Below are 18,655 nucleotides of genomic sequence, written 5' to 3'. Positions count from 1 at the left end.
CCGCGCCGACGAACCATCCCCGGTCGATGCCGTGACGACCCTGCGTGTCGTTGTAGATGAAGTGCATGAATCGGGTGAACAGCACCCACGCCTCGCAGACCTGCCACAGCAGGAACAGCCTCCATCGGGGCCGAGCCAGTGCCGCCAGCGGTAGCAGCCAGATCGTGTACTGGGGTGAGAAGACCTTGTTGGTCAGCAGGAAGGCGACGACGAGCAGGAACAGCACCTGCGGCAGACGGGGCCGGCGCGGTGCGAGCCAGGTGAGTAACCCGATGGCGACCACCGAGACCAGCAGGGCCGCCCCAGTGATGATGTTCAACGTGGAGATGGGCAGGCCGTTGTTCCGCAAGCCCTGCAGGATCATCGGGAGGGCGACGACGATCGTCACCCAGCCGGCCGCGGCCGCCGCGATGACCAGCCGGCGCGCATCGGGCCGATGATGGATCGCGGCCGCGGCCACCGCGACGAGGACGACGGCAGTGAGCGCGGAGACCACCAGGTGCAGTGCTCCGAACCAGGCCGGGTCGTAGCGGCCGGCAAGCCAGGTCGCGCCGAACGCCAGCGAGTCCCAGTCGGCGCCGCGGTCGGAGTTCAGATCGAAGAACCGGGCGATGGCGTTGCGGGCCCCGTCCGGACCACCACCGACCAGCCGGATCCAGTCACCACCTCGCCAGAAGGTCGACCAGATGCTGTCGCCGACGCGGGCGTTCTCCGCGTTGAAGTAGCCGGCGGTCAGCCATAGCGGGACGATGACCACCAGCACCGTCACCGCCGCCGCGCAGACGGTCCGGGCCAGTTCGCGCAGCCTCCCGGCCCGGAGGCAGAGAAAGGCCAACCCTAGCAGGAACAGGGCCGGATAGAGCTTCGTGAGGATGCCGAGTCCGATTAGCATCCCGGCGAGCTTCGGAGCCCGTCTGGACCAGGCAAGCAGGCCGCCCGCCGCGAACGCCACCGCGATGATGTCCCAGTTCGTCAGCAGATGCAGCACGAGGGTCGGCGCCAGCGCGAACAGAGCGGCGTCCCAGATCCGCCTCGATCCGGCCGCCAGCGCGGTGCAGCACACCGCGACCGAGGCCACGATCAGGAACAGCAGGGCGGTGAGGTCGTAGAAGACGGCCGACCGCATGTCCATCGTGTAATGGTCGAAGACGCGCTCGCCGTTCTCCTCCCGGTAGACCGCCCGCGGTCCGTTCGCGAGACCGGCCGGCCAGGCGACGAGCTGCATGGTGGCGCCGATCAACGGCGGATATTCCGTCGGGTAGTCCAGATAGGGGATCTTCCCGTCGACCAGCCCCTCCTGGCTGTACAACGCGACGATGTCGGAGTAGCACAACGCCGTGTACTGGTGCTCATGCGTCCAGTTCCGGGTGTCCCGGCAACTGATCTTCTGGGTGTAGCCGAGGACCCCGGCCACGATGACCATTGCCATCAGCACCCGCAGCGGGGTCAGCCAACCACGCCGGTCGGGCACGGCCGCGTGCTCACCCGGCGGCCCACCGATGAGCTGGCTTGCCCCCGCGACGACCGGGTCCTCCCGGGCCGGGCTGACGCGGACGGGGGACGCCGGGGACATGGCCATGCCCGTCATTCTCGCCCCATGACAGCCCATGACCAGCACTGAACTCGACCTCCCGGTCAGTTGAACGGGTCGGAGAAGATCCCCGTCTGTCGAGCCGGCCGGCCCGCCTGGCCGGCACCCTGCTGCTGACCACCGCCGTTGCCGTTGCCACTGGGGTTCAGGAGATCGCCCAGGTTGACGCCGGTATCGCCGGGCTGGCTCGATGAGGCGCTCGGCGCCGGGGTGGGTGTGGGAGTCGGCTCGGGCTCGTTATCCTGCACGAGGCCACCGAAGGCCGGCGGATCGAACTTCGACGGCGGCACCCCCGTCAGCGCGGCGTCCATGAACGCCTTCCACACCTTGGCCGGGTAGGTACCCCCGTAGACGCCCTTCTCGGCGCCGGGAATGCCCTTCAGCACATCCTGCTCGGTGCCCTTGCCCCGGAACATGTTCACGCAGGACGCGAGTTCCCTGGTGTACCCGCAGAACCAGGCCGACCGGAAGTTGGTCGACGTCCCGGTCTTGCCGGCGGCCTCCCGCCCGCCGTCCAGCCGGGCCCGCTTTCCGGTGCCACTCGAATCCGTCAACACGCTCTGCAGGGCGTACGTGGCGTCGCGGGCCACCGTGGCCGGGATGACCTGCTTCACATCCGGGGTACCCGAATAGATCACCTGCCCGTTGCCGTCGACCACCTTGTCCACGATGTGCGGTGTGGCCCGCACTCCGGCGCCGGCGAGGGTCGCGTAGACCGTGGTCATATCCACCGCGTGCACGTCGTCCTGGCCCAGCGTGATACCCGCTTCGTTGCGCAGCTGGGTACTGGCCGGGATGCCAAGGTCGCGCGCGGTCTTGATGATGTTCGAGACGCCGATGTTCTGCCCCAGCGGTACGTACACCGTGTTGATGGAGCCCGCCGTCGCCTCGATGAGGTTCTTGTATCCGAGATCGCCCGCCTCACCCTCGTCGTTGCTGACCACGTAATTCCCCGGCAGTGTGATCTTGGCGGGAGCGGCGAAGGTCGACTTGAGGTTGATGTTCTGACGCAACGCGGCGACCAGAGTGATCGTCTTGAAGGTGGAGGCGGACTGCACCTGCGCCCCTGACACGTTGTCGACGTACTGCTCGTGGCCCTGTGCGTCCTTGCCGTAGAGCGACCCGCCGTACCAGGCGAGGATCCTGCCGGTCCCGGGTTCTATCGCGGTGAGCCCGGTACGCAGATCCGGCACGGCGGCGTACGCCGGGCCCAGCACGTCGCTCACCGCCTGGAAGGCCTTGAACTGCCGCCCCTTGTCGATCGTGGTCGTGATGCGCAGTCCACCGCGGTTGATCTGATCCTCGGTGATCTTCCCGACGGTCGTAAGCTCACGTTTGACCTGATCGCGGATGTACGCGATCTGGTCGGACGAGGCGGCGGCGTCCTGCGCCTTCGCGGCCACGGGTGGGGGGCTCTGCTGGGCGAGCCCCGGCGGAGCCCAGCCCTCGGCGACCATCGTCGCGACCACGTCGTGCCAGCGGTTCGCCGCCGGACCCGGGTTCTTGGCCGGGTCGAGGTAGTTGGGTGATCGGATCAGGCCCGCGATGACCGCCCCCTGGGCGGGGGTGAGTTTGGCGGCCGAGGTGTTGAAGTAGGCTTTCGCCGCCGCTTCGATACCGTAGGCGCCCCGGCCGAAGTAGATCGTATTCAGGTAGAACTCCAGGATCTGTCCCTTGGAGTACTTCTGGCCCAGCTTCACCGCGAGCACGATCTCGCGCATCTTGCGGGTGAAGGTCCGCTCCTGCGACAGGTACGCGTTCTTGGCGTACTGCTGGGTGATGGTCGAACCACCCTGCAGCTCCCCGCCGGTGACGTTCACGTAGAGCGCCCGGGCAATGCCCTTGGGAGAGATACCGGGTTCGTGATAGAAGTTCTTGTCCTCGGCCGCGAGCACCGCGTGCTGCATGTCCACGGACACTTCGGCGAGCGGCACGTCGGTGCGGTTCACGGTGCCGATCCGGGCAARCTCCTCACCGTTGTCCTGGTGCGAGCCGGCCGGCGGTCCGTAGAAGATGATCGACGTCTGGTCCGTCTTCACCTCGGCAGGCAGCGGGACCCGGGTCGCCGCGTAGATGACGCCGATGCCGGCGGCGAACAGGAGAAGACCGGAGAAGAAGCTGGCGAAGACCAGACGGCGCAGCCAGCGCGGGCGCCGTCGCCACCACATCGGGCCGTGTCGCCCCTGGCCCGGCCGGGGGGCCTTCCCGTTGCGGCGCCCGGGTCCTCCCGCCCCGCCCGGGACACCCATCTCCGCCCGGGAGGATCGGCCCGGGCCGGCCCGGCCTGGACCGGGCCGGCCTGGACCGGTCCGGCGGGGCTCGATCCGATCCGCGCCCGGTCGCCCACCCGCCATCCGGCGGGTAGCGGCCGATCCGTCTCCCTCCCGTGCCCGGCTCCGGACGGCCATCAGTTCGGTGGCGCGGGTGAGGTCGCGCCGACCGGCCACCCGCTGAGCGGGCGTCACCTCGGTCATGCGGTCGCGGTCCGACACACCGTTGCGGCGGCCATTCCGGGAGTCCCGCTCCGGCATCACCTTGTGGTAAACGGTGGCGTCCACGGTGYGTTCCCGGACATCGACCCGTCGTAGGGCTTCCTGGTCGACGGTGTCGTACAGGGTGTTGACCTCGCCGGCTGTCCGGTCTGCCGGTTGGTCCGGCCCACGATCGGGGACGCCGCGGTCAGAGGCGGTCCGATCGGAGAACCCACGGCCGGGAACCCGCCGGGTGGGGGTCGCCCGACCGGAGGGCGCGCCGCCGCCTCGGCGACGACCGGTCGCCTCGCCGACGGGCATGCCGGGACGAGCGCTGGACGGTTCACGGCCGGGCGCGTCGGACTTCCCGATGCCACGGTCCGGCACCCACCCCCCGACGGTGGCACCGGCACCCCGACCGGTCCCACCGTCCGGCGGCGTGTTCGTCCTCGCCGCGGCGGAGGGAGCCGCGGGTGGCACGAGAGCGGTGCGTTCCCCTCTCCCGCCGGTGGGCCGGCCCGTCGGCGGCACCAGCCGGCGTCCCTGGGCCTGGCCTGCCCGGGCCTGGCCTGCCCGGGCCTGGCCTGCCCGGGCCTGGCCTGCCCGGGCCTGGCCTGCCCGGGCCTGGCCTGGCTGGGCCTGGCCGGGCCTGGCCTGCTCCGGCCGCCGGGCGCGGTCCGGGGGTACCCGGTCCGGGGGTACCCGGTCCGCGGGTACCCGGGACTGGCCGTCCGGGTTAGGCCATGCTCGGTCAGGTGCAGGACCACCCCGACTAGAGGCCCTGATCGTAGGGAGAGCTCACCAACCGCTCCATCCGTCGCCGCGGGACTCCCCGGTATCCGGACCGCCGCAGGAGACGGGCCGGCGCCCCCAACCATCACCGAAGGTCCGATTTCCACAGGATCTACAGAACCGGCCCGTCTCGGCCCGGACCGTGCACGATCCCGGCGACCACCGGTCCACCATCGGACCGGGGCCGACTACGTGATGTTCGCTCACTCGCCGCATTCACCCGGCGAGGCTGTGACGAGGTCAGCCCATGGCGGATGCGACGCCAGGACCTGCCATGAGACCCACATGGCAGACCAGGGTCTCACGCCGAATTCCGCCCCCTCGCGCAGGGCGTCCTTTGYGCCTCTCGGGGACGACCAGCCGTCAGCGGTCCGCGGTCCGCCGCCGGATCTGCTTCTTCGCCCTCGRCTCCCCCGTCCCGATCACATAAGAAGTGACCAGGTGGTTCCAGCCACAGGGCGGACACACCTCCACCACATAGATCCGCAGCTCGCTGTACCTCGACGCGAGCGCGGGGAGCTCCCTGGTGGTGCGAACCCGCCCGGAGCTCTCCCCGAGCTCGTCGCCGTAGGCGTAGGTGACATGGATGAGCGGATCGCCGCCTCGGCAGACCGGGCATCGCTTCGTGGTCCGCTCACCGTGGTACCTGGCCGCCCGCAGCAGATAAGGATGCGCGTCGCAGACATCCAACGACGAGATCCTGCCCGCGAAGAGATCCGCCAGCGTCGCCCGGCGGGCGAGCGCGTAGTCGATGACCGACCGCGGACGCATGCCAGCAACGGTACGCCGGAGCCGGCTTCCAGACAGACGGTCCGCACAGACGGTCCGCACAGCCGCCAAACCGGTCTCCCAGCTCCACATCCCGACTGTGATCCGGATGACAGTGTGAGCCCGCCCGCACCGGGATCTGGCCGCGCGGGACCGATGGTCCGGCAGGGGTCGGGATGCACCGGCAGGGCGCCTATCTGTCATCTCCCGGTCGCCGACTGGTCATTCCTGGTTGCGGTGCTCGTCCCGCGACGTCTATCCTCGATGTATCGCTCCGATATGTCGAGCTGACCGTTCCGCGGGCCGTGGTCCACCACGGCCCGCGGAACGGTCGGCAGGGCATCACGGGGCATCACGGTCGAGAAGGGGTGGATCATGCTGGAGCTGGCGGTCCTCGCCCTGCTCTCCGAGAGCCCTATGCACGGCTATGAACTGCGCAAACGGCTCGCGGCGCTCCTCGGCGCGTTCCACCGGTTCAGCTACGGCTCGCTCTATCCCTGTCTGCGTCGTCTCGCGTCCGCCGGCTACGTCACCGCGGACGACGTCGGCGCCGCGAGCCGTCTCGGCGGGCGCAGTCGGGTCGTCTACACCTTGACGGGCGAGGGCAAGGAGAAGCTCGCGGACCTGCTGGGCGAGGGCGGACCGTCGTCCTGGGAAGACGAGATGTTCGGCGTGCGCTTCGCCTTCTTCTCGAAGACGGACGCCGCTGTCCGCCTCCGCATCCTCGAAGGTCGCCGCGGGCGGCTCGAGGAGCGCCGGGAGAAGGTTCGATCGGCCCTGACCCGGACCGTCGAGCGTTTCGACTCCTACACACTCGAGTTGCAGCGCCACGGCCTGGAATCGGTCGAACGTGAGGTCCGCTGGCTGAACGAGCTGATCGAGACCGAACGCGCCGGCACCCCCGTCGGCACCCAGGGACCACAGTTGTCCACAGGATCCACAGGTTTGCCCACAACCCCGTCCACAGGATCCGTGCAGCCGGGGGTACCCGTCGTCGAACCAGCCCGCCCAAGCGGGCCGGGAAGCCCTCCGGCGCAGGCGGACCGCCAGGACGACCCGCGCRCACGGGATGGCGGCACGCCTGCCGACGGCGAYGCGCACCTGAACGTGAACGTGAACAGGCGTGGCCGGAGCAGGCGGGCCCCGCGGACAGCCGGCCAGGACCCCGACGGCGAGGTCCCGACCACCCGATGAACGTCATCCCGTAGCGGGTCCCTGTTCCCGACCAGCATGATCGGGAATGCCGCGGCGGAGCTGCGTGCCCCATATGACCCACTTCCACGAAGATCTCAGCTAAGGAGCAGACCATCATGGGCTCGGTACGTGTCGCCATTGTCGGCGTAGGCAACTGCGCTGTCTCGCTGGTCCAGGGGATCGAGTACTACCGCGATGCCGACCCGTCAGCCCGGGTCCCCGGGCTGATGCACGTGCGGCTGGGCGAGTACCACGTCTCGGACYTGACATTCGTCGCCGCGTTCGACGTGGACGCGAAGAAAGTCGGCCGCGACCTCTCCGAGGCCATCGCCGCCAGCGAGAACAACACCATCAAGATCGCGGACGTCCCCCCACTCGGGGTCACCGTCGGCCGCGGCCACACCCTCGACGGCCTCGGCCGCTACTACCGGGAGACCATCGAGGAGTCGGACGAACCGCCGGTTGACGTCGTCGCAACCCTGCGGGAGACCCGTGCCGACGTACTCGTCTGCTACCTGCCGGTCGGCTCCGAGGACGCCGCGAAGTTCTACGCCCAGTGCGCCATCGACGCCGGCGTCGCCTTCATCAACTGCCTGCCGGTGTTCATTGCCGGGGTGCCCGAGTGGGCGGAGAAGTTCCGCGCGGCAGGCGTGCCGATCGTCGGCGACGACATCAAGTCACAGGTCGGCGCGACCATCACCCACCGGGTTCTGGCGAAGCTCTTCGAGGACCGCGGCGTGATCCTGGATCGGACCATGCAGCTCAACGTCGGCGGCAACATGGACTTCAAGAACATGTTGGAACGCGAGCGGCTGGAGTCCAAGAAGATCTCCAAGACGCAGGCCGTGACCTCCCAAGTCTCCCACGACCTCGGCAAGGACAACGTGCACATCGGGCCGTCGGACTACGTCGCCTGGCTGGACGACCGCAAGTGGGCCTATGTCCGCCTCGAGGGACGTGCCTTCGGCGACGTGCCGCTGAACCTCGAGTACAAGCTTGAGGTATGGGACTCCCCCAACAGCGCCGGGGTGGTCATCGACGCGGTGCGCTGCGCCAAGATCGCACTCGACCGGGGCATCGGCGGCCCGGTCCTCTCCGCCTCCTCCTACTTCATGAAGTCCCCGCCGGAGCAGTACCGCGACAACGAGGCCCGGGACCGGGTGGAGGCGTTCATCCGCGACGAGGGCTGATCGAGGGCTGATTCCTCGTCGTCCTCATCTTTCTCGTCGGGTCCTCCTCGTCGGATCGGCCGGCCAGCGGACCCGGTCGGAAACACAAGGTCCGGCCGCCCGGAGGGGGGCGGCCGGACCTTGTGCCCCGAGCCGACCAGTCTGGTCCTAGGCTGACGACGTGGCCCGGGCGGAGAACCTTCGTGAGCTGCTGCACGATCGTGGGTTCCGGATGCTCTACGCGTCCAGGCTCACCTCCCAGGCCGCCGACGGCGTCTTCCAGGCGAGCCTCGTCAGCTATGTGCTGTTCTCTCCCGAACGGGCGACCTCAGCGGCGGCCCTGGCCGCGTCGCTCGCGATCGTTGTGCTGCCGTTCAGCGTCATCGGACCCTTCGCCGGCATCGTGCTCGATCGCGTGTCCCGCCAGCGGGTTCTGGTGGTCTGCTCACTCGTCCGGATGCTGTTGATGGGCATCCTGGTCGCTCTGATCGCCACCGGCCAGACGGGCCTCGACTTCTACGCGGTGGCACTGGCTTCGGTGAGCATGAACCGCTTCGTGCTGGYGGCGCTGTCCGCCGGGCTCCCGGTCGTGGTCGGCCTCGACCGGCTTGTCACGGCGAACGCCTTGTCCGTCACCTCCGGCACCGTCGCGACGCTCGCCGGAGCCGGTGTCGGCAGCGGACTGCGCGGGCTRATCGGCGGCGAGGACGGGGCGGTGGCGTTCGTCGCCGCTCTGGCGGCTCTCACCTACCTTGTAGCCGCCGCCACCGCGGCGCGGGCGGGGCGGAGCGACTTCGGTCCGCTGGAGACGATGGCCTGGCAGGGCGCCTGGGCGCAGACCACCCAGGTCGTCGCCGACATGCTCGACGGCGCCCGCTATCTGGTGAACCACGGGCCGGCCCGGCGGGCGCTCGCCGCCCTCACCACCTCGCGGGCCGCCTACGGCCTGATCCTCGTGATGACGGTGTTGCTGTATCGCAACTACTTCACCGGCTCGGAAGGCGGGCTCGCGGGACTCGCCGCCGTCGTCGCCGCCAGTGGAGCCGGCACGATCAGCGCCGCGCTCGCGACTCCCCGCGTCACGCGGCGCATGCCGAAGTCGAGCTGGATCGCCCTCGTCCTGGTACTCGGCGGGGTCGTCGAGGTCGCGCTCGGGCTACCCTTCTCCTCGACGCTGTTCATCGTCGCGGGAGCGTTGCTCGGGTTTTCCGCACAGGCCAGCAAGATCTGCGTGGACACCATCGTGCAGGAGGAGACCGACGACGCCTACCGCGGTCGCGCCTTCTCGCTCTACGACCTGCTGTTCAATGTCGCCTTCGTGGCGGCCGCGGCGGTGGCCGCCGTGGTCCTGCCGGACGAGGGCCGGTCCGTTCCGGTGGTCCTGGTAGCCGGGGCCGGCTACGCGCTCGCCGGGATCCTGTACTACCGGGCCGCCCACCGCCATCCGGAAGACCGGATCATCCGTCACATCGGCGAGCCCGGATCGGCACGACCGGCTGACCGCCCTGGCCCGGACGGTCAGCCCAGGCCCGTCACCCCCGCCGAGGCGTGAGCTCACCGGGGACGGGCGCATCACCGGGGACGGGCACCTCGTGCTCCCGGGCCCACCGGAACAGTTCGGCCTCGGCGGCCTCCCGGCCGACGATCCCGTGCTCGAAGCGGAACTCCAGCATGTGCGACCGGGCCTGGCCCACCAACCGGGACGGTGGCAGCCCCAGCAGCACCATGATGTCGTCCCCGGAAAGCTCCGGCCGGATCGCGGCGATCTCCTCGCGCGCGGCGAGCTCGGCGATCCGCTCCTCGAGCGAGTCGTACGTCCGGGACAACGCCGCGGCCTTGCGCCGGTTGCGGGTCGTACAGTCCGAGCGGACCAGCTTGTGCAGCCGGGAGAGCTGAGGACCCGCGTCGTGCACGTAGCGGCGTACGGCGGCGTCGGTCCACTCGCCCGCCCCGTATCCGTGGAAGCGCAGGTGCAGGTAGACAAGCCGGCAGACCGCGTCAGTCACGTCCTTGGGGAAGTGCAGCGCCGCGAGCCGGCGGCGGGCCATGTCCCGGCCGACGACCTCATGGTGGTGGAAGGACACCCGCCCACCCGTCATGTGCCGGCGGGTCCGCGGCTTGCCGATGTCATGCAGCAGCGCGGCCCAGCGCAGCACCTCGTCCGGCTCCCCCGGCTCCTCCAGGGTCATCGCCTGACGCAGCACCGTCATGGTGTGGGCGTAGACGTCCTTGTGCTGGTGGTGCTCGTCGATCTCCATCCGCATGGYGGACACCTCGGGCAGCACGATGTCGGCGATCCCGACCTCGACCAACCGCTCCAGACCGGCGACCGGGTCGGGAGCCGACATGAGCTTGCGCAGTTCGTCGCGGATCCRCTCGGGGGAGACGACCGCGAGCCGATCGGCCCGCGAGCGCATCGCCGCGACCAGCTCGGGTACCGGGGTGAGGCCCAGGGCCGCCTCGAACCTGGCGRCCCGCAGGATGCGCAGCGGGTCGTCGTCGAACGACGCCTCGGGGCTTGCGGGGGTACGCAGCACGCCGCGGGCGAGATCTGCCATCCCGCCGAACAGGTCGACGAAGTCATGGCCGGGCACGGACACCGCCATCGCATTCACGGTGAAGTCCCGCCGGGACAGGTCCGCCTCCAGGCTGTCGCCGTAGGTCACGGCCGGATTGCGGGACTTCCGGTCGTACGCCTCGCTACGGTAGGTAGTGATCTCGAACCGGACACCGTGCCGAGCGAGCCCGACCGTGCCGAAGGCGATTCCGGCCTCCCAGGTCGCCTCCGCCCATCCTCGGGTGATCTCCAGAACCCGCTCGGGGCGGGCGTCCGTGGCAAAGTCGAGATCGGCCGGTACGGCCCCGGACACAGCGGATGCCGGCCTGCCGAGCAGGGCGTCCCGTACCGAACCACCGACGAGGTGAAGGAGGTAGCCGTTCGCGGTGAAGACGCGGCCAAGCTCATCGGCGGCCGGCGGCACCCTCAACAGCTCACTCACCACCCGTTCGGCCGAGTCTCGCGGATTGTCCAGACTGATCACTGACACACCTTCAGGTTACGGCCTCACCGCCGGTGATCCGGCACGTGGACCCGAAACAATGATCATGATTTCTCGGCGTCCAACCGGGGAGGGCCTAGCGGAACCAAGCCGTAACCCCGGCGTTCCGGACAGGCGGGCCGGCTGGTCGCCGGGGGCTCGTACGATCAACCCATGCCGCCGCCGACCTCCACCACCGGTCGCGCGCCGTTGCGCCGGGCGGCGGAGTGGGTGCTGTTGACCCAGGTGACCGGCAGCCTCGCGTACGCCGATGAACGCCGCCTGATCCACGAGGTGCCCACCCTGCTGACTACGACCGCATGACCACACGACCGCATGACCACACGACCGCATCGACAGACTTCGGATGAGTGAGACAGGCTGTTCGGATGAGCGGGACAGGCTGTGACGATGCGTGAGAAGGGACCCGGGCGGCRCCGTCGTGGACCTCGTTGGGCRGCGATGCTCGCGGCGCTGGCCCTGTTCGCCGTGGCCGTGCCCGGGGTCTGCGCGGCCTCGGCTTCGGCTTCGGCCCCCGCGTCGGCCGGGGGAGTCCTCGTCGAACCGGTTACCCACCACGGTTCATCTACAAGAACACCACGATCTTCCGCATCTTCATCCACCGATAAATCGAATAATTTGCCATCTATCACTCCGGATAACACGGCAGCCAGGCCCGGTGGTTCGCCGAACCCGGTGACGATCGATCTGGATGAGGTAAGTCCCCCCACCCCGGGGGRCTCGACCATGYTCTCCGTCAGCGGCCAGCTCATCACCACGGTCGGGGAGCCGCTGGCCCACCTCTCCATGAGCCTGTGGATAGGCGCCAGGGTGACCTCACGCGGGCAGCTGGCCACCCTGACCGATGACCCGGCCACGGCGAGAACACGCAGCTACCGCCAGGTGGTCCTCGCGAACGGCGACGGCACCCAGCCGCTGGCCGCCCCGCCCACCCAGGGTGCCGCGCCCGTGCCCTTCCGGATCGCCACCGATCGCRCCGCGCTGGACCTGCCGCCGAGCCTGGGGGTGTACCCGATCCAGCTACGGATTACCGGCTCCGTCGGGGGCCGCGCCGTGGCACCGATCGGCGCGGCCTACACCTTCCTGGTCTGGGCGCCGAATCCGCAGCAGCCGAGGACGCCGATCGCAGCGGTCCTGCCGATCGCAGATCAGCCGCGCCTGCGCTCGGACGGCAGGCTGACCGACAACGCGCTCGCGGACGAGGTGAAGCCGGGCGGCCGGCTGTCCCGGCTGCTGACCGCCGCCGCGCCGCCGGTCAYGCTCGCCGTCGATCCGACCCTGGTGCAGGCRCTGACCATCATGGCGCAGCCGGGCGGCTACGACTACGCCACCCCGGGCGGGCCCGTTCATGCGCAGGCGAACGCCGATGCGGCCCYTTTTCTCTCCGACATCGTGCGCTTCGCCGAGCACGGAGGCATGGTGTTCGCGCTGCCCTACGGGGATGCCGATCTGACCGCGCTCGTCCACGCCCGGAAGCTGGACACGATGAAGTACGCCGTCAAGACTGGCGAAGTTGTGCTGGCCCAACTGTTGGGGCGTGCCCCTCTACAGAAGGGCACCATCGCATACCCTGCCGACGGGTCGGCGGACGCCACCACCGTGGACGTACTGCGCCAGCTGGAGGTCGGGACCGTGATCCTCGATGACCAGCTGCTACCCCCCGCGACGAAGATCACCTATACTCCGTCAGCGACCGTCAGCCTCGCCACCTCGGCCGGACCGATCCAGGCGCTCGCGGCCGACCGCCGGCTCACCAGGATCGCAACCGCCTACACCGGGCTGCCCGACGGTCCCGACTTCGGGACGGCCCTGGCACGCCTGCGGGCCGAGCTCGGCATGATCACCGCCGAACGACCCGAGCAACGGTTCCAGGTCCTGGCGCTGCCCCGGGACTGGGATCCGCCGAGCGACTGGGCACGGTCGGTACTCGACACCCTCACCAGCGGCTACTCCACCTCGGTGGGACTCGACGCAGGTGCCGGGGGCCAGGGCCGGCCGGCCGACCGGCCGGGCCGGCTCGTCTACCCGGCCGAGGCACAGGCCCGCGAACTGCCGGCCAACTACCTCACCGCCGTCGAGGACGTCCTCGACGAGGTGCAGGCCCTGAGCCCCGTGCTGTGCCCACCCAGGCGCGGTCCCAGGTGYCAGCTGCAGCTCATCAACCCGATGAAGAACGCGCTTGTCACGGCGGCCTCCGCCGCGTGGCGGGGAGACCGCAGGGTTGACGGTGTGTCGTTGAGCCAGCAGGTGGACGGGGAGGCGTCCGCGATCCGCAACGGAATCCAGGTGGTGGCCTCCCGCAGCGTCAACCTGACGAGCAAACGTGGGCTGGTCCCGATCACCTTGGAGAACAACACCCAATACGAGGTCACTGTGGTGCTCGCCTTCTCTTCGACCAACCGGTCCCGGCTGCGCTCGCCAGCCCGGCAGACACTCCGCCTTCCCCCAGGGCAGAAGGCTCAGGTCGAGATCGGGATGGAGGCCGAAGGCGCGGGAACGTTTCCMCTCGAGATCCGCAAACTCAACCTCGACGGGCAGGCGCTGTCCAAGGAACCACCGAACCGGGTTCTCGTCCGATCCACCGTCTAYGGCGCCATCGCGACCGCGATCACCATCGGTGCCATCGGCGTGCTGCTCCTGGCGGTCATCATCCGCCTGGCGCGACGGCTACGGGCCCGCCTGCGTGGGGCCGAGGACGACCTGGGTAGACCGGCGGGTCCGCACGAGGCTATGACCGGGCCGACTGCCCCGCTCTACCAGGTGAACCAGGTGAACCAGGTGAACCAGGTGAACCAGGTGAACCAGGTGAACCAGGTGAACCAGGTCGATCCGGTCGCCCCCGCCGGTCCGCTCACCCCCGCCGGTCCGCTCACCCCCGCCGGTCCGCTCACCCCCGCCGCCTCGGTCTCGACCCGGCATAGTGGCGACGACGAGCGCGAAGCCGCCACCTCGACTACGACGACGCCGGTGGTACGGACGGCCGTCCGGCGCTATGACGACCAGGACCGAGACACCCTTCGCCACGGCCTCGACAGCCAGGAGGACACCGGCGACTCGGCGGCCACAGCTCCCTTCCGACGGCGACGGAGCGGCCCATGACGCCGGTCGAGGAGGAGGGCCGGCCTGGGGCCCGGCATCGCAGGGGTGCTACCGACCCCCGGCGTGATCGCGGTACCGGCGGTGGACCGTCGGACCGGGACCCACCCGATGTCGGGTACTGCGACGAGGACGGCTACCCGGCGGCCGAACGCCCGGCCCGGTTCCCCCCGGACCAGTCGTATCCCGGTTATCCCTGGCAGACCCGTCCGGAGCAGCCAGATCCGGACCGGGGACTCGCGCGCCGGCCCCGGCACTCCGAACGGGACCATCCGGAACGGGACCATCCTGTCGACCCGGACGGACGCCGTGGCGCGCCACGGTTCGACGCGCCACGGTTCGACGCGCCACGCCATGAAGACCGGCGGCAGGGCGACCCACGGTACGACGGCGCGCGCTATGACGGCCCGCGCCACCCGGACCCGCGCCATGACGGCCCGCGCCACCCGGACCCGCGCCACCCGGACCCGCGCCATGACGGCGCGCGCTATGACGGCCCGCGCCACCCGGACCCGCGCCATGACGATCCCGCGAGCTCCCGCGACGAGCGGTATCCGCGATCCGCAGACCGCCTCCCCGCTCCCGGCGCTCCGCGCATGACCGCCGGCGAGCAGACCCGGAAGCTTCCCGCCACGTCGGGCCCACCACCGCCGCCTCCCCATGTGCCGCCTCCGTCGGAAGGAGGTCCCCCGCCGGGGCCACGCATACCGGAACGATCGCAACGCGGCACCCCGCCGCTGGACGACGGGCGGACGAGCCGGCTGCCGACCCCGCCCGGGGTCGGCCCTGTCATCCCCATCGGACGATCCTCATGGCGGGACACCCCAGACCGCCCAGAGCCTGCGGCGCGTCCGGAGYGACGCACCCGAGCCGACCGTTCCCGTCGGGACGRCGACGAGCGCCGTCGGCCGTCCTTGAGCGAGTCCAGGCCGACGGTGGCACTTCCTCGCAGCAACGTCCGCCGCATCCCCCCCGAACCGGCCCGACGAGACACCRGCACGGCGCCGCACGGCAGCACAACGGCGCGGCGCGACAGCACAACGGCGCGGCGCGACAGCACAACGGCGCGGCGCGGCAGCGCAACCATGCAGGCCGGCAGCCCGGCCGAGGCCGGGCCCGGCCTCGGCCGGGCCAGTGGAACCATGGCGATCGGCACGATCGTCTCCCGGGCATCCGGGTTCCTGCGGACCGTCGCGATCGCCGCGGCGATCGGGACCGGTGCGGTGAGCCAGGCCTACAACGTCGCCAACACCACGCCGAACATCCTCTACGACCTGCTCCTCGGCGGCGTCCTCACGAGCGTCGTGGTGCCGGTCATGGTCCGCACCGCGAAGGAGGATCCCGACGGGGGGGACGCGTTCGCGTCGTCGCTGCTCACACTCATGATCCTCGGCCTCGGGGCCGTCGTGGCAGTGGGCATGCTGATCGCCCCGTGGATCATCAGTCTCTACCTGCACGCCGGCTCCGACGAGCGGGCGCTCGCCGCCACGATGCTGCGGTGGTTCCTGCCGCAGATCGTCTTCTACGGGGTAGGCGCGACGATCGGGGCGATCCTCAACGTCAGACAGTCGTTCACCGCGCCCATGTTCGCCCCGATCCTGAACAACCTGCTGGTCATCGTCACCTGTCTGGGCTTCACCTATTTCATCGCGGGGCCGCGCCCGCCGGGTGTGGACGGGCCGAAGGCCATCACCGACACTCAGGTGACGGTGCTCTGCGCCGGGACGACGCTGGGYGTCGTCGTCATGACCCTCGCACTGCTCCCCTCGCTGCGCAAGGTCGGTTTCCACTACCSGCCGCGGTTGGACATGCGGCATCCCGAACTGCGCTCGACGGCCCGGCTGGCGGGGTGGACGCTGCTGTTCGTCGTGATCAGCCAGGCCGGCTATCTGGTGATCGTCAACCTGTCGACGGCGACGACCGCCTACACGATCTACACGTACGGATACCAGATCTTCCAGCTCCCGTACGCCATCATCGGCGTCTCGGTCATCACCGCGCTGTTGCCGAGGATGAGCGGGCACGCCGCCCAGGGGCGCAGCGACCTGGTGCGGGCCGACATCTCGATGGCAACCCGGATCACGATCACCGCGATCGTGCCCGCCGCCCTGTTCATCCTCGCCCTGGGCCGGCCGATCGCCGTCGCCGTGTTCCATCACGGCGCGACCGGCTACGGCGACGCTGTGGACATCGGCGACACCCTCAGCGCCTTCGCCCTGGCCCTCGTGCCGTTCTCTCTGTTCCAGGTGCAGCTACGGGTGTTCTACGCCTACCAGGACAGTCGCACCCCGGCCCTGGTCAACATCGGGGTCGTGGCGGTGAACGTCATCGGTGCCMTGGTCCTCACCGTGGTCGTGCCCGAGGAGCACCGGGCCGTCGCGCTGGCGCTCTCCTTCGCCACCGCCTACCTGATGGGCCTCGCTGCGACGAGCGCCCTGTTGCACCGGCGGCTCGGGGGAATCGATGGCAATCGCACCGTGCGGGTCATCACCCGGGTTGCGATCTCGGCCGGGATCGGCGCCGTCCTCGCGTCGCTTCTCGCCCGAGGTGTCCGCGCGGTCGTGGGTGAGGGGTGGCTTGGTTCCGGGATCGCGGTGGTGCTCGCCGCGGCCGTGGGAGGCGGGCTCTTCCTCGCGGTCGGCACCCGGACGGGGATACACGAGATCAACGCCCTGCTGGCGGAGGTGAACGGACGACTCGGCGGCCGGCTGCCCCGACCGCCGGGACGGTCATCGCAACGCGACTGACCGGCGGTGATGGCACCTACGGGCCAGCCGAGACGATCCCGCCGGCACCAGGAAGATCCTCGTCGTCGTTGCTCTCGGGGCATCCTCGCACGTCACCGGAAGAATCGGCTCGCCGATCGTCACAGTCGGTACACATGGGCGGGTTGTCCCAAGACATTCGCGAGATCCTCCTGACCTCCTCGTACACTGGACACGCTGTGCGCGGGCCCCACCCAACGTCGCCGGTGAACCAGGCGCAGCCTCCCGCTCGTCGCTTCGTTCATCGAGGCGGCTGGTCAGAGCGACGGAGGGTACCCGGGTGTCCGCCTACGGTGGCGGCACGCTGGGCGGAACCCCTGCCCGGGTGWGGTAGGGAAGCCGACGGCGGATTATGGACGCCGGGCCCGTGGACGACGGAGGCGCTGTGGTCGACGGAAGCAACCGACCGCAGGCCGGGGACGTCGATAACGACGTGAACCCGAACGCGCCCGGAGTCCGGGGTGCGACGCCGCCCTCCGGCACCGCCATCCTCGCCGAGTCCGTGCTCGACCGCCGCTACCGTCTACTCTCCGCATTGACGACCCGTGGGCCCGTCACCCTCTGGCGAGGCGACGACAAGGTGCTCGCCCGACCGGTGGCGGTGCGCATCGTCGAGCACGGCCCCGCGTCCGCGGGCGGCGGCGGGCCGGTCACGGATCCGGCGCAGGAGCAGGCGGCCCGTCGGCTTCTCACCGCGGCGATCAACTCCGGTCGGCTGGTGCATCCCGGGGCCGCCTCGACCTACGACGCCACCACTACCACGGCCGAGTCCCGACGCATCTCCTACGTCGTCTCGGAATGGGTGGACGGCAAAACGCTGCGTCAGCTTTCCACCGACGGGCCGCTACGCCCGGAGCAGGCCGGCGCCGTGGTGCTCGCAGCGGCCCGAGTCATCGCCGCGGCACACGAGCGCGGCATCCATCACGGTGACCTGAACCCCGGTGACGTCATCGTCTCCAGCCACGGCACCGTCAAGGTCATCGACCTGGAGATCGGCGGGGTGCTCGCGGAACTCGACGGTTCCCTCCCCGCGACGGAGCTCGACGGGCACGGCAGGCAGCCCGACCAGAGTGGGATCGGCGGGGACGACGGTTCCGGCCCAGGCACGGCCGACCGCGCGGGCGGCGGCTCCGACGCCACGGCGGTGAAWCCCGACCTGATCGCCGCGGCCGAYGTCCGGGCGCTCGGTGGCCTGCTGTATGCCGGGCTCACCGGTTACTGGCCCCTTGGCGGGGACCACGGTCTGCCCACCGCACCCACCTCGGGCGGCCGGCTGCGGACTCCCCGACAGGTCGCCTCGTCAGTTCCGCGTGATCTCGACGCCATCACCATGGCCACCCTCGGCGACGACCGGGTCGGAGCGCCCATCACCACGGCGGCCGACCTGGTCGAGGAGCTGGAGTCGATCAACCCGGTGGACGCCGTGCTCGACACCGGGTTGATGAGCCTAAGCGACGCCCCGCCCAGCACCGAGGCGATGGATGTGGACGCCTTCRCCTCCTCGGACTACCTCGCGCCGGGGAATTACCCGGCGCAGGGCCGCTATGCCGACACGGCCGGCTACCCCGGCCCCGCCCAGGCCCGGGACGCCCGGTACGCCCGGTACGACACCCGGGTGGAAGGCCCCCGCGGGTCGCGCGCTGGCGGGACCGGCTACGACCGCGGCGGATACGACGACCGCGGCGGATACGACGACCGCGGCGGATACGACGACCGCGGCGGATACGACGACCGCGGCGGATACGACGAC

Annotated in this window: 11 protein-coding genes and 1 pseudogene; 8 read left to right on the top strand and 4 right to left on the bottom strand. The window is 70.2% G+C overall.

All coding sequences use genetic code 11. The features are described 5' to 3' along the window. From KBI5_RS10645 to KBI5_RS10635, 3 genes are all read right to left on the bottom strand, one after another. A partial coding sequence (locus KBI5_RS10645; RefSeq protein ID WP_085015144.1) for a glycosyltransferase 87 family protein occupies positions 1–1,588 on the bottom strand: 1,588 nt, incomplete at its 3' end. A gap of 47 nt (positions 1,589–1,635) precedes the next feature. Beyond that, entirely contained in the window at positions 1,636–4,449 is a 2,814-nt protein-coding gene (locus KBI5_RS10640; protein WP_241882810.1) for a transglycosylase domain-containing protein, read from the bottom strand. 768 nt (positions 4,450–5,217) lie between these two features. Next, positions 5,218–5,625: a DUF5318 family protein gene (locus tag KBI5_RS10635; protein WP_085015143.1), complete on the bottom strand. Its 408-nt coding sequence runs from the start codon at positions 5,623–5,625 to the stop codon at positions 5,218–5,220. A gap of 372 nt (positions 5,626–5,997) precedes the next feature. On the opposite strand from KBI5_RS10635, the pseudogene KBI5_RS10630 reads away from it, so the two are divergent. The 3 genes and pseudogenes from KBI5_RS10630 to KBI5_RS10620 form a co-directional block, all read left to right on the top strand. Next, positions 5,998–6,588 (top strand): annotated as a pseudogene (locus KBI5_RS10630) (PadR family transcriptional regulator); the annotation flags it as partial. A gap of 344 nt (positions 6,589–6,932) precedes the next feature. Further along, positions 6,933–8,006 carry an inositol-3-phosphate synthase gene (locus tag KBI5_RS10625; RefSeq protein WP_011438883.1) on the top strand — a complete coding sequence of 358 codons (1,074 nt, stop codon included), beginning with the start codon at positions 6,933–6,935 and terminating at the stop codon, positions 8,004–8,006. A gap of 160 nt (positions 8,007–8,166) precedes the next feature. Then, complete coding sequence (locus KBI5_RS10620) at positions 8,167–9,537, top strand: MFS transporter (RefSeq protein WP_085015141.1); 1,371 nt, start codon at positions 8,167–8,169, stop codon at positions 9,535–9,537. Here the strand turns inward: KBI5_RS10620 and KBI5_RS10615 are convergent. Next, positions 9,518–11,026: a CCA tRNA nucleotidyltransferase gene (locus tag KBI5_RS10615; RefSeq protein WP_085015140.1), complete on the bottom strand. Its 1,509-nt coding sequence runs from the start codon at positions 11,024–11,026 to the stop codon at positions 9,518–9,520. The two genes, KBI5_RS10620 and KBI5_RS10615, sit on opposite strands and share 20 nt — an antisense overlap. Before the next feature lie 171 nt (positions 11,027–11,197). Here KBI5_RS10615 and KBI5_RS26275 point away from each other — a divergent pair, with 171 nt between their 5' ends. From KBI5_RS26275 to KBI5_RS10600, 5 genes are all read left to right on the top strand, one after another. After that, positions 11,198–11,347: a hypothetical protein gene (locus KBI5_RS26275; RefSeq protein ID WP_023839965.1), complete on the top strand. Its 150-nt coding sequence runs from the start codon at positions 11,198–11,200 to the stop codon at positions 11,345–11,347. Between the two features lie 87 nt (positions 11,348–11,434). Further along, entirely contained in the window at positions 11,435–14,143 is a 2,709-nt protein-coding gene (locus KBI5_RS27775) for a DUF6049 family protein (RefSeq protein WP_241882808.1), read from the top strand. A 396-nt stretch (positions 14,144–14,539) separates the two neighbouring features. Beyond that, complete coding sequence (locus KBI5_RS27770; RefSeq protein WP_241882813.1) at positions 14,540–14,740, top strand: hypothetical protein; 201 nt, start codon at positions 14,540–14,542, stop codon at positions 14,738–14,740. After that, entirely contained in the window at positions 14,737–16,887 is a 2,151-nt protein-coding gene (murJ, locus tag KBI5_RS10605) for a murein biosynthesis integral membrane protein MurJ (protein ID WP_241882811.1), read from the top strand. Before KBI5_RS27770 ends, murJ begins: the two co-directional genes overlap by 4 nt. Before the next feature lie 403 nt (positions 16,888–17,290). After that, positions 17,291–18,655 (top strand): protein kinase family protein (locus KBI5_RS10600; protein WP_116289890.1); only part of this gene is annotated, 1,365 nt, incomplete at its 3' end.

This window comes from Frankia sp. KB5 (genome assembly GCF_002099325.1).
Classification (GTDB): Bacteria; Actinomycetota; Actinomycetes; order Frankiales; family Frankiaceae; genus Frankia; species Frankia casuarinae.
This window is presented reverse-complemented; position numbering and strand designations above follow the sequence as displayed.

What these genes read in the sequence shown, in the direction of transcription:
- KBI5_RS26275 (WP_023839965.1), top strand. Translation starts at nt 11,198, where the DNA reads ATGCCGCCGCCGACCTCCACCACCGGTCGCGCGCCGTTGCGCCGGGCG.
- KBI5_RS27770 (WP_241882813.1), top strand. Translation starts at nt 14,540, where the DNA reads ATGACGGCCCGCGCCACCCGGACCCGCGCCATGACGGCCCGCGCCACC.